24 protein-coding genes and 1 other annotated feature are annotated in these 25,433 nt (G+C 59.4%); of the genes, 15 read left to right on the forward strand and 9 right to left on the reverse strand.

Going from position 1 to position 25,433, the window contains the following annotated elements:
• Positions 1-5: 5 nt before the first annotated feature.
• The 6 genes from LG047_RS00400 (at position 6) to LG047_RS00425 (ending at position 6,945) form a co-directional block, all read left to right on the forward strand.
• Positions 6-1,361: a sialidase family protein gene (locus LG047_RS00400; protein ID WP_227964372.1), complete on the forward strand. Its 1,356-nt coding sequence runs from the start codon at positions 6-8 to the stop codon at positions 1,359-1,361.
• A 371-nt stretch (positions 1,362-1,732) separates the two neighbouring features.
• The gene (locus tag LG047_RS00405) at positions 1,733-2,953 is read left to right on the forward strand and encodes a site-specific integrase (RefSeq protein WP_227964375.1); all 1,221 of its coding nucleotides are present in this window, start codon (positions 1,733-1,735) and stop codon (positions 2,951-2,953) included.
• Positions 2,950-3,357: a hypothetical protein gene (locus LG047_RS00410; protein ID WP_227964377.1), complete on the forward strand. Its 408-nt coding sequence runs from the start codon at positions 2,950-2,952 to the stop codon at positions 3,355-3,357. Before LG047_RS00405 ends, LG047_RS00410 begins: the two co-directional genes overlap by 4 nt.
• Before the next feature lie 91 nt (positions 3,358-3,448).
• On the forward strand, positions 3,449-3,679 hold the full coding sequence (locus tag LG047_RS00415; protein WP_227964381.1) for an AlpA family transcriptional regulator: 231 nt from the start codon (positions 3,449-3,451) through the stop codon (positions 3,677-3,679).
• A 56-nt stretch (positions 3,680-3,735) separates the two neighbouring features.
• Positions 3,736-4,395 carry a hypothetical protein gene (locus tag LG047_RS00420; RefSeq protein ID WP_227964383.1) on the forward strand — a complete coding sequence of 220 codons (660 nt, stop codon included), beginning with the start codon at positions 3,736-3,738 and terminating at the stop codon, positions 4,393-4,395.
• 12 nt (positions 4,396-4,407) lie between these two features.
• Entirely contained in the window at positions 4,408-6,945 is a 2,538-nt protein-coding gene (locus tag LG047_RS00425) for a bifunctional DNA primase/polymerase (RefSeq protein WP_227964386.1), read from the forward strand.
• Positions 6,946-7,966: 1,021 nt separating this feature from the next.
• Here the strand turns inward: LG047_RS00425 and LG047_RS00430 are convergent.
• Entirely contained in the window at positions 7,967-9,580 is a 1,614-nt protein-coding gene (locus tag LG047_RS00430; RefSeq protein ID WP_227964388.1) for a hypothetical protein, read from the reverse strand.
• Positions 9,581-9,925: 345 nt separating this feature from the next.
• Complete coding sequence (locus LG047_RS00435; protein ID WP_227964390.1) at positions 9,926-10,054, reverse strand: phosphoribosyltransferase; 129 nt, start codon at positions 10,052-10,054, stop codon at positions 9,926-9,928.
• Positions 10,055-10,201: 147 nt separating this feature from the next.
• Between LG047_RS00435 and LG047_RS00440 the strand changes: the two genes are divergently transcribed.
• Positions 10,202-11,436 (forward strand): IS3 family transposase gene (locus LG047_RS00440; protein WP_227964392.1). Its coding sequence is split into 2 segments (ribosomal slippage): positions 10,202-10,499 and positions 10,499-11,436, totalling 1,236 coding nucleotides; the frame shifts between segments, so codons are not numbered across the junction.
• Positions 10,492-10,608: a sequence feature (AL1L pseudoknot), on the forward strand. Its footprint overlaps the gene before it by 117 nt.
• A 36-nt stretch (positions 11,437-11,472) precedes the next feature.
• On the opposite strand, the gene LG047_RS00445 is transcribed toward LG047_RS00440, so the two are convergent.
• The 7 genes from LG047_RS00445 to LG047_RS00475 all read right to left on the reverse strand — a co-directional run bounded on the left by LG047_RS00445 (position 11,473) and on the right by LG047_RS00475 (position 16,605).
• A complete protein-coding gene (locus LG047_RS00445) occupies positions 11,473-11,781 on the reverse strand; it encodes a hypothetical protein (protein ID WP_227964395.1) in 309 nt (102 codons plus the stop codon).
• On the reverse strand, positions 11,781-13,670 hold the full coding sequence (locus tag LG047_RS00450) for an AAA family ATPase (RefSeq protein WP_227964397.1): 1,890 nt from the start codon (positions 13,668-13,670) through the stop codon (positions 11,781-11,783). The genes LG047_RS00445 and LG047_RS00450 overlap by 1 nt, the downstream gene beginning before the upstream one ends.
• Positions 13,667-14,158, reverse strand: a complete 492-nt coding sequence (locus tag LG047_RS00455) for an ABC-three component system middle component 2 (RefSeq protein ID WP_227964398.1) — start codon at positions 14,156-14,158, stop codon at positions 13,667-13,669. The genes LG047_RS00450 and LG047_RS00455 overlap by 4 nt, the downstream gene beginning before the upstream one ends.
• Entirely contained in the window at positions 14,146-15,240 is a 1,095-nt protein-coding gene (locus tag LG047_RS00460; RefSeq protein ID WP_227964400.1) for an ABC-three component system protein, read from the reverse strand. Before LG047_RS00460 ends, LG047_RS00455 begins: the two co-directional genes overlap by 13 nt.
• A 128-nt stretch (positions 15,241-15,368) precedes the next feature.
• Positions 15,369-15,683 (reverse strand): type II toxin-antitoxin system RelE/ParE family toxin, encoded by a 315-nt coding sequence (locus LG047_RS00465; RefSeq protein ID WP_227964401.1) that lies wholly within the window; start codon positions 15,681-15,683, stop codon positions 15,369-15,371.
• Positions 15,673-15,945, reverse strand: coding sequence for a type II toxin-antitoxin system ParD family antitoxin (locus LG047_RS00470; protein WP_227964403.1), 273 nt, complete (start codon positions 15,943-15,945; stop codon positions 15,673-15,675). Before LG047_RS00470 ends, LG047_RS00465 begins: the two co-directional genes overlap by 11 nt.
• Before the next feature lie 207 nt (positions 15,946-16,152).
• Positions 16,153-16,605: a hypothetical protein gene (locus LG047_RS00475; protein WP_227964406.1), complete on the reverse strand. Its 453-nt coding sequence runs from the start codon at positions 16,603-16,605 to the stop codon at positions 16,153-16,155.
• Positions 16,606-17,165: 560 nt separating this feature from the next.
• Here LG047_RS00475 and LG047_RS00480 point away from each other — a divergent pair.
• The 8 genes from LG047_RS00480 to LG047_RS00515 all read left to right on the forward strand — a co-directional run bounded on the left by LG047_RS00480 (position 17,166) and on the right by LG047_RS00515 (position 24,793).
• Entirely contained in the window at positions 17,166-17,432 is a 267-nt protein-coding gene (locus LG047_RS00480) for a hypothetical protein (protein ID WP_227964409.1), read from the forward strand.
• Positions 17,433-17,434: 2 nt separating this feature from the next.
• Positions 17,435-17,863 carry a hypothetical protein gene (locus LG047_RS00485; protein WP_227964412.1) on the forward strand — a complete coding sequence of 143 codons (429 nt, stop codon included), beginning with the start codon at positions 17,435-17,437 and terminating at the stop codon, positions 17,861-17,863.
• Between the two features lie 164 nt (positions 17,864-18,027).
• Positions 18,028-18,201 (forward strand): hypothetical protein, encoded by a 174-nt coding sequence (locus LG047_RS00490; protein ID WP_227964414.1) that lies wholly within the window; start codon positions 18,028-18,030, stop codon positions 18,199-18,201.
• A 308-nt stretch (positions 18,202-18,509) separates the two neighbouring features.
• Positions 18,510-19,745 (forward strand): site-specific integrase, encoded by a 1,236-nt coding sequence (locus LG047_RS00495; protein WP_227964417.1) that lies wholly within the window; start codon positions 18,510-18,512, stop codon positions 19,743-19,745.
• A gap of 99 nt (positions 19,746-19,844) precedes the next feature.
• Entirely contained in the window at positions 19,845-20,108 is a 264-nt protein-coding gene (locus tag LG047_RS00500) for an AlpA family transcriptional regulator (RefSeq protein WP_227964420.1), read from the forward strand.
• Entirely contained in the window at positions 20,083-21,279 is a 1,197-nt protein-coding gene (locus LG047_RS00505; protein WP_227964423.1) for a transposase, read from the forward strand. Before LG047_RS00500 ends, LG047_RS00505 begins: the two co-directional genes overlap by 26 nt.
• 648 nt (positions 21,280-21,927) lie before the next feature.
• On the forward strand, positions 21,928-22,134 hold the full coding sequence (locus LG047_RS00510) for a hypothetical protein (protein ID WP_227964426.1): 207 nt from the start codon (positions 21,928-21,930) through the stop codon (positions 22,132-22,134).
• 217 nt (positions 22,135-22,351) lie between these two features.
• The gene (locus LG047_RS00515; RefSeq protein WP_227964428.1) at positions 22,352-24,793 is read left to right on the forward strand and encodes a virulence-associated E family protein; all 2,442 of its coding nucleotides are present in this window, start codon (positions 22,352-22,354) and stop codon (positions 24,791-24,793) included.
• Positions 24,794-25,433 lie beyond the last annotated feature (640 nt).

The raw sequence follows: 25,433 nt of genomic DNA on the forward strand, positions 1-25,433 counted from the left end.
CTATCATGCGTGCATTGGAATTTGGACCATATGCGGCCGTAGTCAGAAACGCGCGGCTTGCGTCGATCGCAGTCGCGGCGGCGTTGATCGCGGCGCCGGTCCTCGCCGAAGAGGCGCGGCCGGCGGGGGAACCGCCTCCCGCCGCCGCGGGAGCGGCGCCCGCGGCGCAACAGGGCGCCGGCGGCGACCACGCCAGGCATGTCATGCGATTGCCTGACGGCGTGGTCAGCCTCGACGTCGTCGCAGACGGCGCGAAGCTGCATCTCCTCACCGGCAAACATTCGGGAAGCGGGACGACGATCTGGCACCAGATTTCGACCGACGACGGCAAGAGCTGGTCGAAGGAGGTCGAGGTGCAAGGGCCGCCCGGCGCTGGCGCGACAGTGACGCGTGGCTCCGACGCGCGCCTCGCTTCGGTCAACGGCAAGCTCGTCGCCATGTGGATGAGCCATGTGGCGGACAATCCGCACGGCGGGGCGGGGCCGATGATCGCCGCGCGCTCCGAGGACGGCGGCAAGACCTGGACCCCGCTCGCCGGTCCGGCGGACTGGCCCAGGGGGCCGCATTCCTTCTTCACCCTGTCGTCCGACGGCAGGACGCTGCATGCGGCCTGGCTCGACAGCCGTGACGGGCCGCCGCCTGCGCCGGGCGCGCAGGGCCTGCGCTACGCCTTCTCGACCGACGCGGGCGCGAGCTGGTCAAAGAACCTCACGCTCGACATCGCCTCCTGCGCCTGCTGCTGGACGACGAGCAAGGCCGACGCCGCCGGGAATCTCTATGTGCTTTACCGCGACAAGCAGCCCTCCGACATGGCGATCGGCGTCGTCGACCCGAAGAGCCGTCAATGGACTCGGCTCTCCACGGTCGGCGCCTTTGGCTGGGATTTCCCCGGCTGTCCGCATATTGGCGGGGGTCTTGCCATCCGGGGCGGCAAGACCCCTGAAATTCACGCCGTCGTCGGAACGCGCAAGAAAGAAAACGCCGGCTTCTATCACCTCAAATCCGCCGACGGCGGCAAGAGCTGGTCGGAGCCGCAACGGCTCGGCGATGAATCCGCGACGCATGGCGACATTGCGATCGGCAAGGAAGGCCGGCTCGCCGCGGTGTTCGACATGGTCGATCCGGAAGCGAATGACGGCACGCTCGCCATCTACGCAGCGACCTCCTCCGACGACGGCGCCAGCTGGACGGAGGCCAAGCGTCTGTCGCCGCTGAAAATCACCGCCACTCATCCGCGCGTCGTGGCGACGAAATCCGGCTTCCTTGCGCTATGGACCGAGCAGCCCGCGCCCAATGAGCAGCGGCTGGCGATGAAGGCAATCGGCACGAATCTCGAACTCGGCCAAGCAGGGGCGCGATAGCCGATCCTCCAGGATGAGCCAATGCTCAGGCTCACATGACGATGTAGGTTACGATTAGAACAAGATGCGCCAGCGGTTCCAAAAATCGTTGGCGCGCCGCTGTGAGCAGCACCGGTCACCAAGGAGAATTTGGCGCTCTTTCTGATTTCATAATTTATTGATTTCATTGGTGCCGGTTGAGGGATTCGAACCCCCGACCTACTGATTACAAATCACATTTCGCGCCATTTCCAACCATTGACGGCTATTCCGCGCTATTCAAAAATCCTTGTTTTTCCGGCGAATCCCGTTCATAGCTATTCCGCGCCGTTCCTCCCAATGTCTTTACGGTGGCGACACGGTGGCGACACGAGCGACCGAGTGATTGCAAAATGATTTCTGAAAGACTCACGAAACGGGTAGTCGACGCGCTCCAACCACGAGCCAAGCCCTATATCGCCTATGACGCCGATCTGACCGGCTTTGGCCTTCGCGTCATGCCGAGCGGCGTCAAAAGCTGGGTGGTCGAATACCGCCCCGATGGCGGCGGGCGCGGCGTCGCAAAGAAGCGGGTCACGCTCGGCAAGATGGGCGCGCTCACGCCAGAGCAAGGCCGCCGTGCGGCGTCCGAGCTTCTGGCCCGCGTGACGCTAGGGGCTGACCCTGCGGCGGAGAAGGCCGACAAGCGCGACGCGCTGACCGTCGCTGGCCTGATAGACGCCTTCGTTGCGGAGCACGTTGACGGCAAGCTGAAGCCCGCCAGCGCCATATCGGCGAAAGCCGGTTTGGAGAAGCTGAGGGCGGCGCACGGCTCGCTTAAGGCTGAAGCGTTGACCCGCGCGCAACTCGCCGCGCTGCATTCGTCTATGCGGGCGACTCCCTATCTCGCAAATCGCCATTTGGCGGCGTGGCGCAAGATGTACGCTTGGGCCGAAACGCGCGGCCTTGTCCCTGAAGGATACAATCCCGCCAAGAGGATCGAAGCTTTCCGCGAACAGGCGCGAGAGCGATACCTCTCGACGGGTGAACTCGCGCGACTCGGGGACGCGCTGCGCCTATGCGAGCGGGAGGGCGTCGACCCCGGCGCCGTTGCCGCGATTAAGCTCCTGATCCTGACCGGCGCCCGCCTTCAGGAAATCTTGAAGGCGAGATGGTCGCTGTTCGACGGCGAGCGCGGCGTCATCTTCTTGGCCGATAGCAAGACCGGTCGAAAGCCTCTCTATCTCTCTGCGCCCGCGCAAGCCGTGCTCGCCGGTTTGCCCCGCATTGAGGGCAACCCCTACATCATAACGGGCGCGAGGCCGGGGCAACCTCGCGCAGACCTCAATAAGCCTTGGGCGCGCGTGAAGCGTATAGCGGGCTTAGAAGGCGTGCGGCTTCACGATTTGAGGCATAGCTTCGCGAGCGTCGGGGCAGGGGCGTCGCTTGGCCTCCCCACCATTGGCCGGTTGCTTGGTCACGCCACGCCCGCGGCAACGCACCGTTACAGCCATGTGGCCGCAGACCCGTTGCGTCGCGCCGCTGATACGATCGGCGCCATGATTGCTGCGGCAATGGACGGGGCAGGGGACGGCAAGGTGACGCCGCTGCGCCGGAAAGGCCGCGGCGAATGACGGAAGACATCGCCGCGAGAATCTTCGCCGACATCTACAATGAGAAGGCGCCTATGCGGGAGCGCGTCGCGCGCCTCATCGCGTTGCTGCGATCCGATGAGCCGCTCCCGCCAGGAACGCGAAAACTACTCGCCGACCTTTTCGACCAAGACGCCAAATCAAGTTTCCGCGTCGACCTGAAAGAGCGTCGCGGCAAGGGGGAGAAAAAGGATCAGGCGCAGCGAATAGGCCGCGCCGTGCGGGACTCGAATATTGCTAACGCGCTGATCGCGCGAATCAGCGCCGGCGAACCGCGAAAGGCCGTGGTCGACGATCTGTGCAAGGAGTTTTCCGTCGCGCGGTCACACGTCCAGAAGGTCGCGAAGACCTATGAGCGGCGCTTTTCCTCCCGTCCAAGCAAATAGGGCGATTTGTTTGGATTTTATTCTGTTGCGGATTCCGGTTTTATGCCCTGAATAGACAGCCATTCCGCGCCGCCCCGGCGCAATGAAGGGAATGGCCATGCAGAAAATCGGCGAAGCTGAAAATCCCGCGATCCTCATGACGCCGCATGAGACGGCGGGCCGCCTGCGCGTCTCTGAATCGACGCTCGCCAAGTGGCGGATGTCCGGCGACGGGCCGGAGTTTACGAAGATGGGCGCCAAGGTGCGCTATCCCGCCCCTGCCGTCGAGAAGTTCATAGCGAAGCGCACGCGCCGGTCTACCTCGCAGACCGAGGCGGCTTGAATTTACGTCAGCCGTAAGACGTAAAAGCTCTCTTCCCCGCAACACGGAAAACAGTCATGGAACCTGAGAACATCTGGTGCGCCCGGCCGCGCGTCTATTTTGCCGGAAAAATCAGTCACGGCGCCGGCGACTGGCGTATGGCCGCTCTCGGGCGCAACCGGCCCGCTTCCGTAGGAGGAAGCGACATCAACGATTTGAAGCGCGTCTTTGATCCTAACTACGCCGTCGATTGCGGCGGTTTCCTCTACCATGGCCCGTTCTTCGTTGCGTGCGATCATGGCTGCGCCCATGGGCCGGCGACGCACGGCGCCGGGCATAACGACTGCACCGAAGTTACGAAGGACGTGGAAACGACGAGGGAGTGCGTCTTTCAGGCGTCGCTCGCACGGATTGCGGGCGCCGACTTCGTATTTTCATACATCAACGAGACGGACTGCTTTGGCACGATCTTTGAACTCGGCGCCGCAAGAAAGGCTCGCACGCCAATTTTTCTGCTTTTTGGCCCGAACCTGACGCCAGCGCAGCGGGAAGATTTGTGGTTCGTCGCGCGGAGCGGCTTAGTCCTGGGCGGTAACATTCCCGAAGCTTTTGAGCGCGCTCTGGCGCCGGATGAGAGGCGAACTCGTCAACCTGACGAGCCGCTCCTTTGCGGCCTGAAAAGCGAAGGGCGCGCCGGTCTTGACGGCGCGCCCCAAGCTCTCTTCCACACACACTAAGGATGATATGGTATGGCGGAACTTGCCTCGAAAATCAATCCGTTTCCCCCTGCGGCGACCGCTCCCGCAAACGAGCGCGCCCTTTCCGTCGCGCTGGAATATGCCGCGATTGGAATAAAGGTTTTCCCACTAAGCGCCGACAAGATTCCGTGCATTACCGGCTGGAAAGAGCATGGAACGACCGACGAAACAACGCTTCGCAACTGGTTCCTAAACTCTTCTTTCGCCGCGCGGGCAACAATGGTCGGAATGCACGCGGGCGCGAACGATCTTGTCGTTTTGGACGCGGACAAAAAACCGGGCCGCGCCGATGGCGTCGCCAACTTGCAGCGGCTCTTCGCTGACCTCGGAATCGACCCTGCAAAAGACTTCCGCGGAATGCCGGTCACACTATCCCCGAGCGGCAGCGAGCATTATTTCTTCCGGCAGCCGGCAGGCGCCCGTATCGGTAATTCGACCCGCGGCCTGCCCGCTGAAATCGACGTTCGGGGCGATGGGGGCCTGGTGGCGTTGCCGGGCTCTATTAACGCGAAAGGCGTCTACAGGGCGGCGCCCAGCGCGCCGACGCTAATTGAGGCTTTCACTAGCGGGACGATTCCCGTCCTGCCCGATCGGCTTTTCAAAATTATCGGGCAGAAGAAAGAAGGGCCGAAGGGCGCCGCGGCGGTCGACCCGCTTCTGCCGCATGATCTTGTTGTGAGAATCCTGCGGGCGATCCCGAACGACAAAGGATATTTCGACGCGCGCGACACATGGACGAAATTCGGATTCGCGGTCTTCGCTGCATCCGGCGGCGCTGCTTACGGCGAATGGTTGGACTGGTGCGGGAGCTGGGACGGCGGCGGCGATGCTGAAAAGGATGGCGCGTTTTGGGATAGCATCGAAAGCGTCGCCTCCGACTTGTCGCACATAAAGGCCGCGCTCGAACATTTCGGCCTGGCCGATCTGCGCCACGAAGTTTCACGGGCTGAGGCTAAAAAGGCTTTCGCGGGCGTTCCAATAGACGACGACGACTCGACGTTGCAGGCCGAAATTCGGCGCGCCATGATGCGTGACCCCATTTACCGCGAAATTTTCAGCGTCGACGACGACGGCGGCGGTGCTGGTGGACGCGGCTTGGCACCCGTCGCGGTGTTGGACGGCCTGCCGGACATTCCCGGCGGCAACTATGAGGAAGAGGAATTGCTCCCGGCAATTTCCGCGCGTTTCGCCCTTTGCGACCGCGAAGGCGAAGTGAACATTGTGCATCGTGACGCCAAGGGCGAAGATCACACGATGGCGGCTGGATCGTTCGAGAAATATCTTTCGAACGTTTTTGTTCGTGTCGTGGACGCAGAAGAGGAAGAGCATTTTTACGCTGCGGCAGGGTGGTGGATGAGGAATCCGAAGCGCCCGCCGATCCGTCGCGCAATTTTCGACCCGCACCGGAAAGCGCGCATAGATGAATACAATTTCTGGCGTGGATTCGGCGTCGCGCCGATTCAAGGACGCGACAAGATAAAATCATTCCTCGCGCATTTGTGGATCGTTATCTCGCGCCGCGACCGTCGAAAATATCGCTACATCATTCGCTGGATGGCATGGGCCGTAAAGAACCCGGAGAAGCGCGCGGAAACGGTTATCGTTTTGAAGAGCGAAGCGGAGGGCTCGGGCAAGACGACCGCTTCTGACGTGCTGCGCGTTATTTTTGGAAAGCACGCCGCGGTAGTTTCTGACCCGGAGGAAATCGTTGGTCGCCATGTCGACGACCTCGAATTTACATCGTTTTTGCAAATGGAAGAAAGTTTGTTCGCAGGCGACCCAAAGACCGCCGACCGGATGCAGCACGCCATAACGGGCGCGAGTTTGCGGATAAATCCGAAAGGGCGAAAAGCGTATCAAGTTCCGAACCGGCTTCACGCAATACTGACGACAAACCACGTATGGGCGATCAAGGCGGGGAAGGATGCGCGCCGCTGGTTTGTTTGCGAAGTCTCGGAAGAGAAAGTCGGCGACCGATCATGGTTCAATAAAATTTATGCCGACTTGGAGGCCGGCGGATACGGGCAATTGCTGAATTATCTGCAGCGTCGAAAGCTTGGGACTTGGCACCCTCGCCAAATGCCCCGAACGATCGAACTTGCCGAACAGCAAATCCGAAGCGCGTCTAGTATCCATCAATGGTTGTTGTCGTGCGCCGAACAAGGCTTCATTGAATCCTATGAGAACGGCGCGCGCAGACGACACTTGCGGCTGGAGCTAGGAGAAGCCCATCCTTCCGCAGACCTTTACGCGGCATACGCCGGAGCGGCGCGAGAGCAAGGCGGACGCATGGAAAGCCGCGACGCCTTCGGTAAGGCGCTGTCGAGAATCTTGGGCGAAAGTTCCCGTGTTCGCGACATCATCAAAGACGGCGTTCGGCACCATCGCGGCTTCTACATCCCGAACGGCGAAGAACTCGCGCGGCTGGTCAAGCGTTCGATTGGCATCGCCGCGCGCGTGACCGTGGGCGCGCCAGAAGGTGGACGCTGCGCTTCAATCCCTGAAGACGACCCAGAAGGGCCGTTTTGAGTAACGACGTGCCGACGACGTGCCGAAGCATAACTAACTAATTTTACTATGTTTCGGCACCTTCGTCACCTTCGTCACCTAAAATAATAGAGAGGAGAAAAGGAAGCAGGAAGGGGGGAGGGAAGCGGAACAAAGCCCCAGCGCCCTTATCCCCCATATGCCGGTATAGCCGAAAAAGGCGCCGAAGGCGCCGAAGGTGCTTAAGCGGCGCAAAAACAAACAGTTACCTTTCGGCACGACTCGGCACGTCGTCGTTTAGCGTCGAGTAGCAACCGCGTCCCACCTCCCCCCACTGGCGAGAAACAATGGCTCTAAATCTCGATTCGAAGCGCCGCGGTCCCGGCGGTCGTCTTATTCTGCGCCTGCCGCGAACAACAATAACATCATCATCATCACCATCACCATCACCACCGGTGGCGACCCGACGCCCCGCGCCCTCCGCGTCGCCGACACAGGCGGAGCGACTCGACCCCTTCGACGTCTTGCGCGCCTCTCGACCGCGCCGCGCGTCGCGCGCGCAGTTGCAGGCGCTCGCCGAGAGGTGGAATCGCAGATGGTTGTGGATCGGCGTCCAACAATGACCCCCGCTCCATTTCGCGTATCGCAATGAAATAATTATGTTTTGAGCGGTTTACCGGGGCCGCGGTTGAACGCCGATCATTTTCGGCGACAGCGTATAAAAAGATCTTAGATTTAATAGTTTATGATCATTGGTGATGGGGTCAAGATTGGACGCCGATTCACACTCTCGTCCTAGAGAGGCCGGACGATATGAGTTGGGGCGAATTCAGTGACGCGGTGACTTCGGTCCTTCACCCCGAACGCGGCTCCGTGATGCTCTCAAGCGAATCTACGGGGCGGAGGTTCATATGCCAGAACCGAGGCAACCGTCGGGGCCGTCTTGTGCGCCAGTGAATGTTCAATGAGGCTTCCGCGACAGCAAAGCGTCATCCCAGTGAATGCGCGGGGCAGCTGCGGACGTCTCAATTTATGATAGACGCCTTGCTATCAAAAGGACTTGTTAGCTTGTAGGGCCACCCTCACCCTCAGCGGAAAGAGCTTTTCTCAGGTCCTCGGGGCGGAGGATTGCGCGTCTAATTGATCTGTAGTCGTCAGGGGGGACATCTACGAATGGCGTAGAATCATCGCCAGCCAGTAAGCCCTGTGGAGCCTTTGACGTCGTGATGAGATCGACGTAGCAGCCGTAGTCGATTTTATAGACATCATATCGCTTCCCTGGTTCATCGTTCGATGAAATGCTTTTCTTAAGAATATGAAGCAGTCTCGCATCGTAAAGATAGTCGATTTCCTGCTTGGAACTCCCCGATGGGAATAGGAATGCCCTAGTCCGTCTGTTTTCGATAACCTCGGAGATAATGAAGCTGAGAGCGTGAGCGAGCCTGGGATTGCTCTTTGTCGCGGACATTTTGTCTTGCTGGTACCATTCGCGAGCGGCCCTGCGTACGTCGTCAATAGATATGCGTCGGCCGTAAGCGATGCGCGCAACAGTGGCCGCTAAATTCAGCGCATCGCGAGGCACTCCTTCAACGGCTCTTACAAACTCTTGAAAAACCCCAGATTGTGTGAATGCCTCTGAAATGAGAGCATCCGGCGAGTCTACTTGTTCCGTTGCCTTATCGCTGACTTTATAGTGCCGGTATATCAGATTGCTGAAAAAACGAATTGCTCGGGTTTGATCAACGTCGTACACGACAAAGTCATCTAGGTTAATGTCTGCGGTCATATCAGCACCAATCTCTATGCCTATGAAATCCGCGCGTTCCTTCCATACAGCAAAATGAGAGCGATGTTCGATCGCCGCAATCTTCACGATAATGCGTTCCTGAGGGAGCACAGTCCGCCTCAGCAAGTCAGCCAAGAACGGTTGCAGATCAAGAGGAATCTCGCTCCATTCATCGATGAGCAGCCAAATCCTCGGATTTCCGATGACTGTGATCAGACCGCTGAGCGCGGATTGAAGCGTGCCGAAGTCCAGACTAATTGTCATCTGGCCGGTTTGTTTTAGGCTTCCTTCTTGAGTGGCCGATGATTGTTCAGTCGCCTTAGCTGAAAAATTGAACCCAGCCCCTTCATTTTTTGAAATGGTAAGAGAGGCGTTTGTTTCCGCTCCTCCGTTCAAAGCGTTCTTCGTGGCTTCCTGCTTTTCTACTGTTCCCCTTACCTGAACCGAACTGACTGCGGTTCTCAGATCATCCAGTCTTATCGTAATTTGCTCAGGGTTGAGCGCTTTCTCGACCTGCTCTACGGCAAGGTTAAATAACTCCGCTTCGAGCGCTTCAAGAACATCGGTGATTAGGCGAGCTGCTCGCTCCGCAAGTGGGCGGGTAGGGTCGGAATAGATAGACCCATTCGAGCCGACCGTACGAAGGTCGATGTAAAGCGGAACATCACCGTTCTTTGCGATAGTTTCCGCTAGGAATTTCAACGCGTGCGTTTTTCCTGTGCCCCTACGCCCATAGAGGACCTGATTGTTTTTGCTCGAAAGCTGGATGAAGAGCGGCTCCGCATCCACAAATGTTTGCGTGAGAATATCAAGGGAGACTTTTTCCGCACGCCTATCGAACTGCATAAATGCGGCTTGGATTCCAGTAATTTGGGAAGAATGTTCGCTCATGAGTTCTCCATTAAATTAGCTCTTATACTTGTCTTAGAGCTTGAATAAACCCCGCGAGAACATTGTCAACAGTACGGTAGGGTGGCACGCTGGTGAAATGCTGGCTCAGCTCCTCCGCGATTGTGGATCGGCGTCCAACAATGACCCCCGCTCCATTTCGCGTATCGCAATGAAATAATTATGTTTTGAGCGGTTTACCGGGGTCACGGTTGAACGCCGATCATTTTCGGCGACAGCGTATAAAAAGATTTTAGATTTAATAGTTTATGATCATTGGTGATGGGGTCAAGATTGGACGCCGATTCACACCCCGGCCTTCGATGATGAATGGTAGCGCGGCTTAAGTCACTCTTTCAGCCATGCGGGAGCGGCGACCATAATCTTGCAGTCCCCGGGCAAACCCGCGTGCCGCAAATGCTCCAAAACCGCAGCGACGGTTTTTCCGCTCGCCACCGACTCGTCGACGATCAGCAATGAATTGATTTCCGACTCGTCTCCTTGAGCGGCGTAGTCAAACTCGTCGACAACCTCTTGGACGGACGAGGCAGTGGACGCTTTGACCTTACCCTTCTGAACCGCCCCGGATTTGCCGGAGGCCCCAACTCTTGAGAGACTGGGGCTATGGAAGCGAAGAAGAAGACATCGAACAGATTTTCACCTGAAGTTCGGGAGCGGGCGGTTCGGATGGTGCTGGAGCACCAGGGGGACCACGCGTCGCAATGGGCGGCGATCGCCTCGATTGCCGGGAAGATCGGCTGCACGGGCGAGACGCTTCGCGGCTGGGTCCGACAGGCGGAGCGAGACGCCGGCTCGCGCGCTGGCGTCACGTCGGACGAACGGGCGCGGCTGAAGGCGCTGGAGCGGGAGAACCGCGAACTCCGGCAGGCCAATGAGATTTTGCGGAAGGCCTCGGCGTATTTTGCCCAGGCGGAGCTCGACCGCCGGTCGAAACCATGATTGCCTTCATCGACAAGCATCGGGAGAGCTACGGGGTCGAGCCGATCTGCAAGGTTTTGCCGATCGCCCCGTCGACGTATCGATGGCATGCAGCGCAGCGGCGCGATGAGACGAAGCTGTCGACGCGCGGGCGTCGGGACCGGACGCTCAGCGAGAAGATCCGCTGTGTGTTCGCGGAGAACTTCTCCGTTTACGGCGCCCGGAAAGTGTGGCGGCAGCTGCGGCGCGAGGGGGAGGATGTCGCGCGCTGCACGGTGGAGCGGCTCATGCGGCGCCTGGGCTTGCAGGGCGTCGTGCGCGGTCGGCCGGCAAAAACCACTGTGAGCGACCGCAACTCGCCGTGTCCGAGAGACAAGGTGAACCGACAGTTTGCGGCGGATAGGCCAAACCGGCTGTGGGTGGCCGACTTTACCTATGTCGCGACCTGGCAGGGCTTCGTCTATGTCGCTTTCGTTATCGACGTCTTCGCCCGGCGGATTGTCGGCTGGCGAGTCTCGCGTTCGGCGCAGACGCCCTTCGTGCTCGATGCGCTCGAACAAGCGTTGTACGATCGGCAGCCTGTTCGCGGCGGTCTCGTTCATCACAGCGACCGCGGCGTGCAATATGTCTCGATCAAATACACGGAGCGACTTGCGGACGCCGGTGTCGAACCCTCGGTCGGCAGCGTCGGCGACTCTTACGACAATGCGCTCGCCGAGACGATCAACGGGCTCTACAAGGCCGAATTGATCTGGCGGCGCGGACCGTGGCGCAGCCTCGAGCAGGTGGAGTTCGCCACGCTCGAATGGGTCGACTGGTTCAACAAAAAGAGATTGCTGGAGCCGATCGGAAACATTCCTCCGGCCGAGGCCGAAGCGCGCTACTATGCGCAAATCGAAGAGCCCGCCATGGCGGCGTGACTCAAACAAGACGGCCTCCGGCAAATCCGGGGCGGTTCACTTCCGGGAAAAGCGCTCGGTCAGGTCCAAAGCCGTCGTCTTCCCGATAAGGGCGTTTCGGTAAACGTCCGCGTCCGCGCGTTCGCTGGGGGGCGATACGATCGCGTCAAAGCCTGGCGTCACGCTTTGAGCAAGGTGTCCCGCATAAATCGGGGCCATTGCCTGGTAGAGCTTCTCGACCGTCTCCGTGGCGCGGCCGGTGCGGACGGAATGCAGATATATCAAATCCCCAAGAGCAGGGAGCTTGCGGAGATAAATGATTTCCAGCGTCTCGCCCGTTAGAAGCTCCAATTGAGCAACCGGCATTAAGCCAGTCCTTCGCTTTGCGTTGTGGTGGCAGTCTCGGGTTTGAGCGGGAAAAAGCCGGGGCGGCCCACACCAAGCGTGCGGGTGAATTCGATCGCTTGTTCAAGCTCCTGGATTGCTTCGGGCGGGTCAGTGTTCTCGATGATAATCACCTGACGGTCTTCCGGGGTCTTCGCGAGGTATTCGTAGAACTGCGATTTAACATCCGTTTCTTTCAAGCTCTCATCGCCGTCGTCATTGATTTCCGGTCGGTAGGAAAGCAGGGGCGAGTCCAAAATCACAAAGCCTGGATGTGGGGTGTTATTGCTCCGGCAATATTCGAGAAGGCCAATGGTGAAGGCCGATTGCGTGATGGCACGCAGGCCCTTGCCGAAAGAGGTTCGGTTTTTGCCGTTGATAACGAGATCGCGCTCCGATTTCTCAAAGTGGACGCGTTGAATGTTCGGGAAGTGCCATTCCTTCAAGAGGTCCAACACCTGCACGGAAAACCTGTCCACGGCAGATGTGGGTAAATCCTCATCGATGGCGGAACCGCCTACCGCCTTCTGAACCTCACGCTCCAAAGCTGCTTTGCGCTCTTCGAAGCTTTGTAAAGAGCGATAGAGACCCAAGGATTCCCGCACTTCCGCCTTTTTGTTGGAGAGCTCGGCATAAGTGCCCCTCATAGACCGCAAGTTGGGAGCGATCTGGGTCTCGACGTACGAAGCGATGGAGTCCAGCTTTTCCCGCATCCGTGGGACTCTGATTTCCAACGAGCGTCGCTCGGCAGACAGCTGGGCTACGGTCTCACCAAGCTCCCTTTGAAGCTGTTCGATCTTGGCGATTTCCGCGCGCGCGGCCGAAACGACAAGCTCCGTGTTGCCGTTGCAGTCGGTATGGAGTTCCTGGTGTGAAGGGTCCGCGCCACACAAGGGGCAGGCAGCGGTCTCTAGGCTGCTAAAAAGCGTCCCCGCCTCTTCGATGCCCCTCAACCGCTCCAGGTCGGACTGGTAATGCTTGTTGAGGAGCGAGAAACGTTCTTCAAGAATCTCGATCTCCGCCAAACGTTCATTGGCGGCGTCCCAATTCTTTCGTAGCGCCCGGCGATTGGCCGTCGCCTCGCGAAACGCATTTTCTGTCGCGTTCAGTTGCTCGGCATGGCGTTCGATTGTCGCTTCGAGCTTTTCAGACTGCTCCTCAAGCTCCTTGGCGGGACCAGAGAGTCCTTTGATTTGTTTCTGGTAGTCAACAATCAGGTCGTTCAGAAGATCGATCTGTGCGCCCCGCGACTGGTTGGCGGGGTCGTCTCCTCGCCCCGAAAGGGCGCTGTCATCGGCCCCGGTGAGCAAGAGTTTGAAGGTCGATGCGTTCGCTGTGTCGACCACTCTGTTTCCATCAGAAAGGGGCGAGCGTTTTTGGATGATTTCTTCCTCGTCCACGATCGCCAAACGCGCCAAGTGGCGGAAACTGAGACTCACCGTTTCCCCCCGAGCGTTCTTTCTGAGCCGCTTTCCTTTCAAACCAACCTGTTCGAGCAGAAAGCTCGATAGATTGTCGTCTTTCGCGTCGCTGTGCTGCTCGCGAAGCTCGCAACCTGGAACATCCGGAAACGCTTGAAAAAGGCCGTTGAAAAGCGTGAATGCCCCGCCGCTTGCACTACGATGGATGGTGAAGCTTTCACCGCCGAGGTTCTCGATGCCGAGAAGAACGCGGTCATAGCCCTCCCGCTCCGGAATATCGGGAAGAGGCCCTTTTCCGCCCAGCATGAAGTCGATTGCGTTCACGACGAAGGACTTGCCGGTATCGGACGCGCCATACAGCACGTTCATCCCAGGGCTGAATTCAATCGTGGCGGCGGGCTTGAGTGGCCCGGTGAACGTGAGATGCCGGATACGTATTCCCTGGGTCACGCGCTTGCCCCCCAGCTGCGCTCCAGATCCTGGAATTCCGCCACCCATTTATCGAAGATCTGCTGGACGGTCTCCGCAACCGCTTCCTGTGGTCGATCCTTGAAATAGGCCGCGATCCAATCGGCGCGCTCCTTCATGCGCTCCAAGTACGGACTGGCCAAGGAATCGAGGAACGGCGCGGCTGCATCGCCCGCTACAAACGTGATGCCTGCGAGTGAAGGCTCACGGCAAATCAAGCTTCGCGAAATCATCAAGTCGATTCCGGCCTGAACGATTTTTCGCCGGACAGTCGCGTCGGGAGACTGAACGGGCGAGGGCGGATGGAGACTCTCGGGGCCATTAAGTTCGCTGGTTCGAACGAGTAGATAATCGAAAATCGTGAGCTGCCGGATGTCGTACGCGGCCGGATAGGCCGCGACGAGCAAGGCCACGGATCGGACGCCCGCTTCAAGCGGGCCATTGAAGGTCCGCGCGGTCATTCGGTCCATTTTAAGCGGTCCTCGTTCGCGAGTTGGTGGCAAATGCCATGGCGATCTTGAACCTGTGCAATCGGGGAGATGGGGTTCGCCGTCAATTGCAGGTCCTGCACCGCCTTGGTGACGGCGCATACGCGCTGATAACCGTCACCATGCGGACCGTCGCAGGTATCAACCACTCCGGCGTGGATTTCGTCCTGAAGCCGCTCGAAGGTCCCAGGTTCAACCTTGTCCCGCACGAAAACCCGAAGCGTTTCGGCGTGGTAGAACGCTTCGCGCTGCCGGTTGAAATGGTTTTTCAGGCCTGTCCATTTCTCCAGGGCGGCGGGAGATGGGACAGGTTCCTTTTTGTGATCCGCATATGCGGAAAGAAGCTGTTCGACGTAGCGACTTTCATCGGCTCCAATCGTGCCCGGGGGCGCGCCAGGAATGGGCTTGGGAGGAAGTCCGCCGCCGAATCTCCCCGCGTGGAAGGGATTGTGCTGGCGGCTTTCGTCGATCATGGAAAGCGGCTGCTTCGCCTTGAAAATCGAGAAGTCGAATTTCTCGAAATATGCCAGGAAATCGCCTTCAAGCGGGACTTCCTGCGTATCGGTGATCTTGGTTCGGCAATCCTTATCCCACGTCGATTTGACTTCTTGTCGTAGGGATTCAGGCTTTTTCAGAAACGTATTGAGCTTAGTGCCTATGCCTTGCGGGCCTAGGAAATAATAGGCGCGGGGCGGCGTATAATCTCCGTTGAAGGAATACCAGATGACCTTCGCGATTTCAGGCTTTGCGATGCCTGGCGTGAGCGGCTTGTCATAGTGCTTGCACTGGAAACCATCCCAGACGCCATTGAAACCGTTCCCGTCGGTGAACCCGGCAACGTCGACGCCTTTATCGCCTGCGCCGCTGAACCTCACGACATCCTGATAGGTCTTTTTCAGGCTGTAGAAGGCCCATTCCTCCGTGAAAGCTTCCCATTCGTCGGCGTTGTAGAGCTTGATCCTCGCCACGGGCGCGATGATAGGACCCTGGGAAATCTGCGCGGCGCTCACCGCTGTCCCACTGCCGCTTGGCGCAACAATCGATTTGAAATCCATAACGCTCATAATTCTCAGTGCCTAATGGGAGGGAACTTACGCCTGCAACACGCTATTGCACAGTTAAGACCACGTTTCCCGTCAACATTTCACCTAACGGTGTGGCATGATCCTAACCTATTGAGCGAAAAGACTTTCTACTCATGCTCGCCCAAGGCAGCCTCATAGTCTTGGCCTCCGTAGAAAATGCGACCGATCCTTACCTTTTCGTCGTCGAACATGAAGGCAATCACCAGCCGCCGCTCAAACCCGATAATCCTCAGCCCTGGCCGGATGTCGTCACGCTTGGAGCCGCGCTCCGGAAATTCGGCAAACCCTTCGCAGTAGGAACGGATGCGTCGGACGTAATTGATTGCGACAGTCGGGTCGCCACCACGGCTGTCTTTGATGTCCTTGTAGAGCTTCGCTAAGTCCCGGTCAGCTGCGGCACGGAAAACGACTTTACGCCCCACGACGCGGAGCTTTCATATCCTCAGCATACTGACGTTCAAGGCGCTCGAACACATCATCGGCGGGGATGTCTTCTCCTGGCTCGTCAAAGGCTTCGTTGATGGATTTGGCCAACCGTGCGGCTCTCTCGGCTCGCTCCAGCTCCTGATCCTCTAGAAGCCGAAGGCCCGCGCGCACGACCTCACTGGCATTGTGAAATCGGCCGTTTTTCACTTGGGCCTCAACAAACTCCTCGAAATGGCTACCAATGCTCACATTCGGCATAACTCGTTCTCCTTTAGTTCCACAATACCTTATAAAAATCTGGATGTCATTAGATGACATGAATTTCTGACAGGGGTCCCCGTCAAAAGAAGGGCCAAAGCCCAGACTTGGGCTTTGGCACGGTGAGCCGATCGCCGCGCCCGAATGGCCGGGTCAAGGGTTTAAGCGAAGCGGCCCTTGACGCGGACAGGCGGGGGTGGCCACCCCTTATATAAGCTTTCCGCGTGAGCGATCGAAGCCCGCAGGGCGGAGACGCGGCGCGGCTCCGTGTACGAGAGCGCGGCCCGGACGGGCACGCCTTATCCGAGCTCCACGGCGCGGACGAAGGCGGAATAGAACGGTTCCTCCCGGGATGCGGGCAGGGCGGCGGCGCAGGGCAGGGCGAGGGTCAGCTTGCCGTTGCGGAACAAAGTCCAGCTGGTCCAGGCGCACCCAATAGCCGTGCGGCCCGCCCTCGGGGTCGAGGCACGCAAAATACACCGTGAGATGGAAGAGGCGGGCAAGGGCCCGGAGCTTGCGCACCTCGTCCACGTCGAAAATCAGGCCCTCGGGATAGACGGTCTTGGCCTTCACGTCGAAGGCGACAAGGCCGATGCCGGGGATTCCCACCAGGTAATCCGGCCGCTTGATCTCGCCGCGCAACGGCGCGGGCACGGTCATGGTGTGGATCGGCGTCCAACAATGACCCCCGCTCCATTTCGCGTATCGCAATGAAATAATTATGTTTTGAGCGGTTTACCGGGGTCACGGTTGAACGCCGATCATTTTCGGCGACAGCGTATAAAAAGATTTTAGATTTAATAGTTTATGATCATTGGTGATGGGGTCAAGATTGGACGCCGATTCACATCGCGGACCTTTACGACCGCTGCCGGGTGTCGGGATCCGACCACGCAGGCGCGATGGACTTCATCGAGGCGCAGCTTCCAGCCGAGTTGCGCGCCGCCGTCGCGACCATCAAGGCCGGGCTCTCTGAAGACGCGACGGGCCAATAATTAGGCGGCAAATGTCGCCTGATATGGGGCACCGGGACAGCGGATGGACCGGCACGGCGCCCCGCTTCCCCTACCGGGGGGAGGGCGAATTATCTGGACGAAAAGGGGCTCGGAACCGGCAGGGGTCTCATCTGGAGGTTTACGCGCCCGAAAATCAAAAATGCGCGCTTTGCCGATTTCATGTTAAGAGGATTCACATTCCAATAAATCAATGGAGTGTGAACCATGGAGACCATGAAGCAATCAGGCCGCGGCGGCGCCCGTCCTGGCGCGGGCCGGCCGAAGGGCAGCAAGACCCGCAAGCCGGTCGCCCTGAGCGGAAAAGTCGACCCTGTGGCCGTTCTCGAAGAGATCGCGGCGGATGAAACGGCACCGCACGCGGCGCGCGTCTCTGCGGCGAAGGCTCTTTTGGACAGGGGCCGCCCGCCAGCCGAGCCGGCGAAGGACCGCGCGCCCGGCGCCATCGTGTGGCTGAAACGGGCGGAGGCGTGACCATGGCGAAAATGCCTGCAATCGCGGTCTACAGGCAATGTGAGATTCACGCTTTCCAGAATCAGGAGCGCGTCGAGAACGTCGTCTGCCGGGAGATTGACGACGTCTATCTCCTGCACGACGTTGGCGCGACAGAACCGCTCATCGCGTGGGCTGCGGATGGAATGCGGTCCCCTGAAAGCCGGCTGCTTGCGGCCCGCCACTTGGCCGAACCCGCCGCAGCGGCGGCGGCGCAGCGGCGAAAGGTGACGATCGACCGGCCGTACGTCGCCGCGGCGGTTTCTGGCCTCGGGAGACTCGAAAGCGCGAGCGACGCCATATACGGCGCCAAGTTTCATCCTGGCCCGCCGCCCGGCGTCCATTTCCCCGCGCGGCCTGCGGAGCACGCCGAAGCACTTCGCGCGGCGCAGACGCAGGCCAGCAAAGAATAGTTTTTCGTCGCTTTTGTAGAGCCGTAAATAATACAAAGACTACAAAGGCAACAATGCTTGGTTATTTGGGCGTTTCTACAGCGACGCTTGCCGGAATTATTTGCATGTGCTTCGATTCAGCCGATCGCGCGGCGGCGACAATTTCCTCTTATGGAGTGCAGCACATGGACGTTGAAATTCGGATCGTCGGGAACGACAGGGACGAGGCGAATGCCGAACTCGCGTCGCTGGCGGCGGCCCTTGGCGTCACGACTGGCGCTATCGCCTTCGAGCCGACAGCGGGCGGAACCGGCGTTGTCGGAACAGCAATCGGCGCCGTGGCGCGGATGGCGGCGTGAAGTCGCCACGCCGGAAGAGTCCGGCCGTTCCGGTGGCGACACGGTGGCGATTTGCCCTGTGCGCCGCCGGCGCTCTTTCCTATAACTATTTGATTTCATTGGTGCCGGTTGAGGGATTCGAACCCCCGACCTACTGATTACAAATCAGCGGTCATACCCTGACACAGCCGGACGCGAGGCGACAATCGTTGCGACCGATCTGACTGTTTATACTTGCAAAATTTGGCGTTGTCCATCATTGTCGCCGTCACGGCCGGACACGCGAAGACAGGGTCCGGGCGTTACGTCAATGTTACATCGGAAACCGCATGGCCGAGCGCCTGACGAAAAAACTGACGGTCAAACAAATCGAGAGCCTGCGACCGAAAGCGCGGCCCTATGAAACGCTGGACGGCGACGGGCTCTATGTAACCGTGCGGCCGAACGGTTCGAAAAGCTTCAATCTGCGCTATCGCTTCGGCGGGCGTTCCAAGAACCTGACCATTGGCCTTGCCGCCATCGGGCTCGCCGAAGCCCGCCGACTGGCGCAAGAGGCGCGGGCGGAAATCGCGCGCGGCAACGATCCTTGCGCGCAAAAGGCCGAGCGCGTCGCCGCCGCCAAGGTTTCGCAACAGCCGGCGCGCGACAGTATTGCGGAAATCGTCGACCTTTTCTTGGAAAAGCACGTCAAGCCGAAGACGCGGCCGAATTCGGCGCGGGAGACGGAACGGTTGCTGCGCCGGGAGATCGTCGCGCGCTGGGGCGACCGCAAGCTGTCGACCGTCTCGCGCGGCGACGCGCGGCGGTTGCTTGAAGAAACGGCGGAACGCGCGCCCGTGTTGAGCAACCGCGTCTTGGCCGCCTTTCGGAAATTGTGCGCTTGGGCGGTTGAGCGCGAAATTATTGAAACGAGCCCGTGCGACAAGCTCAAACCCGTCGCCGCCGAGAACTCCCGCGACCGCGCGTTGACCGATGACGAACTTGCGCTTGTCTGGCGGGCGTCGGGCGGGCTCGGTTTCCCCTTCGGGCCGCTGTTCAAGTTGCTGGCGTTGACGGGCCAGCGGCGCAGCGAAGTCGCGGGCATGACTTGGGCCGAAGTCGACCTTGCGTCGGCGACGTGGACGATTCCCGCCGCACGTTCGAAGAATGGCCTTGAACATCGCGTTCCATTGTCGCCGCAAGCCCTGCAAATCATCGCAGCATTGCCGCTTTTCGCCGGCGGGCAGGGCTTTCTGTTTTCTTCGGGCGACACGCCGCCGTCGGGCTTTTCACGGGCGAAACGGCGGTTAGACGACGCATTGTCGACCATGGCGAAGGCGTCGGGCGATGACGCCATGCCGCCGTTCGCGTTGCACGATTTGCGGCGCACGGCGGTGAGCGGCATGGCGCGGCTCGGCGTTTCCCTGCCGATAATCGAGCGCGTGGTGAATCACATTAGCGGATCGTTCGCGGGCGTCGTCGGCGTTTACCAGAAGCATCAATTCGACGATGAAAAGCGCGCCGCATTGAACGCGTGGGGCGAGCATGTCGAAGCGGTCGCGGCTCGACGCGAATTGGCGGCGTGACGAAATTTTCCGCTTGCGTCCGCGACGCGAACGGCCATATGAGGGGATAGGAGCGAACCCAACTGAAGACGCCGCGCGCCAGCGCGGAAGGGGTTTGCTTTGTCTACCGCCCATCAAATCGATAATCTCGAACTGATCGCCGACCCGAAGCTCGCGAAGCTTCTGGGGTTTTCGCTGCGCAGCTTCGCCCGTTGGGATAATGACCCGAACACGGGCTTTCCGCCGCCGCTCAAAATCAACGGCCGCAACTATCGCCGCCGCGCCGAAGTCGACGCGTGGCTGAAGGCGCGCGCGCTTGGTTCGTTGAAGGCCGGCGCGACGAAGGGCAGGGCGGCGAATGGCGACGATGCTGCTCGCCCATAAAATCGCCCTCGATCCGAACAAGGCGCAACGGGAGTATTTCGCCCGCGCCAGCGGCGTCGCGCGCTTCGCCTATAATTGGGCGTTGGCCGAATGGCGAACGCAATACAAGGCGGGCGGAAAGCCGAACGATACAAGCCTGCGCCGCCAGTTGAACGCCATCAAGCGCGAGCAATTCCCGTGGATGTTCGACGTAACCAAGTGCGCCGTTCAAGAGGCGGTTATTGATCTTGGCGCGGCGTTTCGCGCGTTCTTCGAAAAGCGCGGCAAATATCCGCATTTCAAGAAAAAGGACGGCCGCGCCAGCTTTTGCGCCGCCAATGAAGTCGGGACGTTCCGTGTCGACGGCCGCAAGGTGAAGCTCCCCGTTATCGGTTGGGTTCGGATGCGCGAGGAAGTGCGCTTTTCTGGCGTCCTGAAGCGCGCCACGGTCTCGCGCGAGGCTGACCGTTGGTTTGTTTCGCTGATGATCGAAACCGACGATATCAAGCCCGTCGCGCAACCGCTCGATTGCGTCGGCGTCGACCTTGGCGTGAAGGCGTTGGCGACGCTTTCCACCGGCGAGATTATCGAAGGACCGAAGCCGCACACGGACGCTCTAAAGCGGTTGCGCCGCGCCAACAAGGCGCTGTCACGCAAGCGCCGTGGCTCTGCCAACTTCCGCAAGCAAAAGCGCCGTCTCGCGCGCCTGCACGCACGCATAGCCAATATTCGCAGGGACGCGACGCATAAACTGACCACGCGGCTGACAAAGACCTACCGCACAATCGGCGTTGAGAATTTGAACGTGCGCGGCATGGCCGCCAACGGCAAGGTCGCTCGCGCTGTCATGGACGGCGGCTTCTTCGAATTTCGGCGGCAACTGGAATACAAGGCGCGCATGTATGGTTCGCGCGTTGTGGTTGCCGACAGATGGTTTCCGTCAAGCAAGACATGCTCTTGCTGCGGCGTCGTTAAACCGATGCTGGCCTTGTCGCAAAGGATGTTCAATTGCGACGACTGTGGATTTGAGGCTGACCGCGATCACAACGCGGCATTGAACCTCGCACGAATGGCCGCAAGCTCTGCGGCTACAGCCTGTGGAGAGATTCGCGCTGGCGCGGTTCGTAAGAGCCGCGTGAAACGAGCCTCAGTGAAGCAGGAAGAAAACACTGCGCTGAAAGACGCTGCATAGAAATATGCAGATATTTCAGATTATCGCAGACATTTCAGAGCGGAAGAATTCGTTTCCGTAGCAAGAGCGACCTTCCTCGAAATTTTTTGTCTTCGTCAAGCGTCAACCGTCTGACGCAACGAGGGCGCACGCCTTGGCGCGTTGACACTGAATTTGCGAGCCGAGTTGCACACGCCGAACCGCGCTGCCGCGCCGCCGCCGCGTGCCCTGCACATTGTTGTCCTGACAATGTGCAGGACGACGAAAGCCCCATGATTTCAGTCGCTTGCGGGAATAGGTCGGGAGCTGGCCGCGAAAAAGTAACGCTGGCGGCGTCGCTCGCGAGCTGTTTTGCGACTGGCGGGCTGTGTCATCAGGCGACGGTCTTCGTCATCGGCCTTCCGTCTTCGTCATCGGGAGACACGGTTGACGACAAGTAACGACGGTTGACGAAGCATAAGTCGGTTACTTATTGCACAAGTAGACGGTTGACACTGTGCAAGTATACGGTTGACAAAACACTGTAACAAAAACAGCATCTTGCGCAAAAAAGGTATTGACTCCTGACTAATACTGATGATCAATTGCTATATGAGCCAAACACCAGCAAAACCCGCCCCGCGTCGCGTCCCTAATCCAAGGGGCCGCGAGCCCGTCGATTCCGGATGCATGATGATTCGCGCGCCAAAGCCATGGTTTCGCTTGCTGGAGGAATCCGCCAAGCGGCGTGGCGTCGGCCGCGCGGAACGGTTGCGCGCCATCGCGGGCGACGTTCTGGCGCGCGAGGCGGCCGAATTCGCAAAGCTTGAAGGGGGCGAAAGCCGCGCGGCGGCGCAAGAGCCCGAGACGACAAAGGAGCTGGCGGACGCCGAATAGTCGCCCGCCGCCGATCAAACTTTTTCTGGAGATAAGCCTGTGGACGATACCGCAAATGCAGCGGGCTCGAAGCGTTCGCGCGCCCCGAGCCCGACAAAACATCGCAAAACTAATCGCAAGCACGGTTTACTGAATAGCGGCCCCGGCGTCAAGTTTGAGCCATCAACAGCCGTCGCCGCGCGGGCTCGCGTTCTCTCGCTGTCGGGAGGGCGCTGACATGTCCAATTGGAGTCGCCGACGCGATTACACAGCAACCACCCACCAAGTCGCAACCGCCGGGCCGCACCGCGACGAGTTTGAACAGCAACCGTTCTTTTATCCCAACGGCGACGATTCATTGCTCCCGCCGGACGCCGACACCCGCGCCGCCCGGCTCGCCGCCGAACAGGCGATGATTCGCACCACGGACGCCGCGACGCGCGCGGGCTATTTCAATGATGACCATGCGCGATTTAACGGGACCAAGGAAGAAATCATCAGCGTCACCCGCGTGGAAGGTTACAGCGGTTGCGCGATATTTCTCGACGTGCGGACTGAACCGCGCTCGCCGAACGCCGCGCCCGGCTCGAAACGCCACACCATATTGTCGCGCGCCGCTGAAAACGGCCAAAGCTTTATTACAGACCGCTGGCGCGCACTGGCGCAAAACGGTCTCCTGATTCCGGGGAATTATGTCGGGCTCGTAAAGGCGATTCAGAAGCATCGCGAAACCGGCCGGCCCGTCGGCGTTTGGCTTTGCGAGGGCGCGAAGACCGCCGCAGCCCTTCGCGCCCGGCTGAACACGCCGGAAGCTCGCGACCGCCTGCTCGCACTCAAAAATATGATTGCCGTAGTTTGCCCCGTGTTTGGCGGCGCGGCGGCCATCCATCGCATCAACTGGTCATTCGGCCTGCCACGCGAGCACGCGTTATGCACACCGGGCCACAATGACGAATTGATCGATTGGCGCGAAATCGGCGTCGTGACATGGGTTGTCGACAATGACGCCGCCGGATGGAGCGAGGGCTACGCGGCGGCGGCCGGTATCCGTAAAATCTGCCCGGGGCAGAAAGTGTATCTTGCCCATCCGCCGGAAGGCGCGCCCGTATCATGGGACGATGCAGACCCGTTGCCGGAAGGCGTCACGGAAGCGGACCGCCTAGAGCAATTGCTGACGCCCGAGCGCGACACGACGCAGGCGCTGACAACCGAGCGCCGCACGGGCGACGTTGATGTTAGCATTATCAATATCGTCGCCCTGCTAGAATCCGACGGCGTTCCGCATGTCTACCTTGACGTGACAACCGGGCGCATGTGTATTGACTCCGAATTCCCCGGCATAACCGGACGCCGCCCGTTGCCGAGGTTGATTGAAGACGCCGACATATTGGACATATTAGGGGAGCTTCAGCGGAAAAAGCTCGGTTGCCCGACGTTTTCGAAATGGCATGGCGTTACGAAATCGATGGTTTACGAGGCGCTGCAATTGATGGCCTCGAAAAACCCGCGCAACAAGCTCGCCGAGCAATTGCTGAAATATGCCGGCCAATGGGATGGCGTGCCGCGCATCGACGATTTTTTCAAGACATATTTTCATGTCAAAAACGAGAAGATGGCGGCCATCGCCGGGCGTATATTGTTTTTGCAGATGGCCAAACGCTCACTGGAGCCCGGGGCCAAATGCGATATCGTTGTGGTTCTCGCCGGAATACAGGGAATAGTGAAATCAACCACGCTAGAAGCGTGTTGCGAGCCCGGGCGCTTTGGCGACCACGTGCCGGAGCTATCGAATGCGGTGGAAGCTGCAAAATATTGCGTCGGAAAAATGCTGATAGAGATTAGCGAACTGAACGCAATGCGCCGCGCTGAAAATGAAGCCATCAAGGCGTTTATCTCGCGTAAAGTTGACGAAATTCGCTTCTCCTATGACAAGTTCCCGCGCTCGATACCGCGATCTTATAATATGGTGGGCACAACAAACGAAATCGAATTCCTGAACGATTCTACCGGCTCGCGGCGTTACATCGTTTGCGATTTAGTTGCCGCTCGCGAAATGCCGGACGGGCGCTCGATTCCGGAGCACGTCGCCGAAATGCGCCCGCAATTGTTGGGAGAAGCTGTCACACGCATTCTTAAAAACGAGCCGCATTGGATTGACGACAAGGAACTGCAAGCAGAGATACAGCGCAACAATGCGGAGTATTATCGCGAGTCTCCGTATGAAAGCACGCTTGAGGAAATGTTAGGGCCTTATCTCGACGAACGCCACGTGGCGATGACGCCAAACACGTTGCTTCAAATGTGCAACCATGTCCCCGGGCTGCGGGGAGTGCCGAAGGGCAAAGTTGCCGCGTGGTTTCGTAAGAAGGGCTGGCAAAGCGACTCGCGACGGGCCTGTTTGCTCAAGAATGCCCAGATGACGACGGACAACGGCGACACGCGGCCCTTGTCAAAGTCTGAAATTCAAGAACTGAACCGCACGCGGCGATGTTGGGCTCACGCGGATGCCGAGCGCATCGCCTATTGGCTGCACGTGGAACTGCTCGGCGGCGGCGCGCCGCCTGTGCTGGTCCTGCGGGACACCTTGAGCATGTTCGCGGCCGAAGTGCTGTTATCGCAGCACGGGCGCAAGACGCGCGAGGAAATCGAGCTTATGCCCGACGCCGCCGCCGAAGATTGAGCGGCGCGGCGGGCGGATTCAGGGGCGGCTTCGGCCGCCCTTTTTTGTGCGCCGGGGAGCCCCGAGGGGAGGCAGGCGGACGCCCGAAATGTCACGTGGACGCCCCGGAAAACGTGACGCAGACGCGCGGAAAAACGTGACGTGTCACAAAAATGCCTGCGCAGATTAAGCTTGAGCATGTCACGCTTTTCGGGCGAATGTCACGCTTTTCGGGCGAATGTCATGAAAATTGCTTAGCTTGAACGTCACTGGCAAGTTGCTGATTTTCCTTCTTATTCTTCCTTTTTTGTCACATATGTCACTATGTCACAAAATAAATATAGAAGACTAGTGGAAATACGAAAAATAGGACTGTAGGCAGAGTCCTGAGAGTCAAAAAATGTATAGAAAAGAGTAGGGGCGTTTTTTGCCGTGACTCCGTGTCAAACGTGACAAACTCCCGCCGGGAAACTCCCGCCGGGGAGGGGAATGACCGCCGGGAGGGCGTGTCGCCGCGCGCCGCCCCGCCGGCCGTGAAGCGCTGGCGGGAAGCCCCGCCGGGAGCCCCCGCCGGAAGGCGCGAGGCCCCGCCGGGCCGCCGTTGAGCTGGGGGAGAATGCCGGCCGCGAACGCATGCCGCGCCGCCGGCCGTGAAGCCGAC

This window comes from Methylocystis sp. WRRC1 (assembly GCF_020733155.1).
In the GTDB taxonomy this organism is placed as follows: Bacteria; Pseudomonadota; Alphaproteobacteria; order Rhizobiales; family Beijerinckiaceae; genus Methylocystis.

Coding starts and splice junctions, on each gene's coding strand:
- LG047_RS00400 (WP_227964372.1), top strand. CDS start 6: ATGCGTGCATTGGAATTTGGACCATATGCGGCCGTAGTCAGAAACGCG.
- LG047_RS00505 (WP_227964423.1), top strand. CDS start 20,083: ATGGCGACGATGCTGCTCGCCCATAAAATCGCCCTCGATCCGAACAAG.
- LG047_RS00495 (WP_227964417.1), top strand. CDS start 18,510: ATGGCCGAGCGCCTGACGAAAAAACTGACGGTCAAACAAATCGAGAGC.
- LG047_RS00475 (WP_227964406.1), bottom strand. CDS start 16,605: ATGACCGTGCCCGCGCCGTTGCGCGGCGAGATCAAGCGGCCGGATTAC.
- LG047_RS00455 (WP_227964398.1), bottom strand. CDS start 14,158: ATGGACCGAATGACCGCGCGGACCTTCAATGGCCCGCTTGAAGCGGGC.
- LG047_RS00460 (WP_227964400.1), bottom strand. CDS start 15,240: ATGAGCGTTATGGATTTCAAATCGATTGTTGCGCCAAGCGGCAGTGGG.
- LG047_RS00405 (WP_227964375.1), top strand. CDS start 1,733: ATGATTTCTGAAAGACTCACGAAACGGGTAGTCGACGCGCTCCAACCA.
- LG047_RS00420 (WP_227964383.1), top strand. CDS start 3,736: ATGGAACCTGAGAACATCTGGTGCGCCCGGCCGCGCGTCTATTTTGCC.
- LG047_RS00470 (WP_227964403.1), bottom strand. CDS start 15,945: ATGCCGAATGTGAGCATTGGTAGCCATTTCGAGGAGTTTGTTGAGGCC.
- LG047_RS00490 (WP_227964414.1), top strand. CDS start 18,028: ATGGACGTTGAAATTCGGATCGTCGGGAACGACAGGGACGAGGCGAAT.
- LG047_RS00480 (WP_227964409.1), top strand. CDS start 17,166: ATGGAGACCATGAAGCAATCAGGCCGCGGCGGCGCCCGTCCTGGCGCG.
- LG047_RS00485 (WP_227964412.1), top strand. CDS start 17,435: ATGGCGAAAATGCCTGCAATCGCGGTCTACAGGCAATGTGAGATTCAC.
- LG047_RS00410 (WP_227964377.1), top strand. CDS start 2,950: ATGACGGAAGACATCGCCGCGAGAATCTTCGCCGACATCTACAATGAG.
- LG047_RS00415 (WP_227964381.1), top strand. CDS start 3,449: ATGGCCATGCAGAAAATCGGCGAAGCTGAAAATCCCGCGATCCTCATG.
- LG047_RS00430 (WP_227964388.1), bottom strand. CDS start 9,580: ATGAGCGAACATTCTTCCCAAATTACTGGAATCCAAGCCGCATTTATG.
- LG047_RS00445 (WP_227964395.1), bottom strand. CDS start 11,781: ATGCCGGTTGCTCAATTGGAGCTTCTAACGGGCGAGACGCTGGAAATC.
- LG047_RS00515 (WP_227964428.1), top strand. CDS start 22,352: ATGTCCAATTGGAGTCGCCGACGCGATTACACAGCAACCACCCACCAA.
- LG047_RS00425 (WP_227964386.1), top strand. CDS start 4,408: ATGGCGGAACTTGCCTCGAAAATCAATCCGTTTCCCCCTGCGGCGACC.
- LG047_RS00510 (WP_227964426.1), top strand. CDS start 21,928: ATGATGATTCGCGCGCCAAAGCCATGGTTTCGCTTGCTGGAGGAATCC.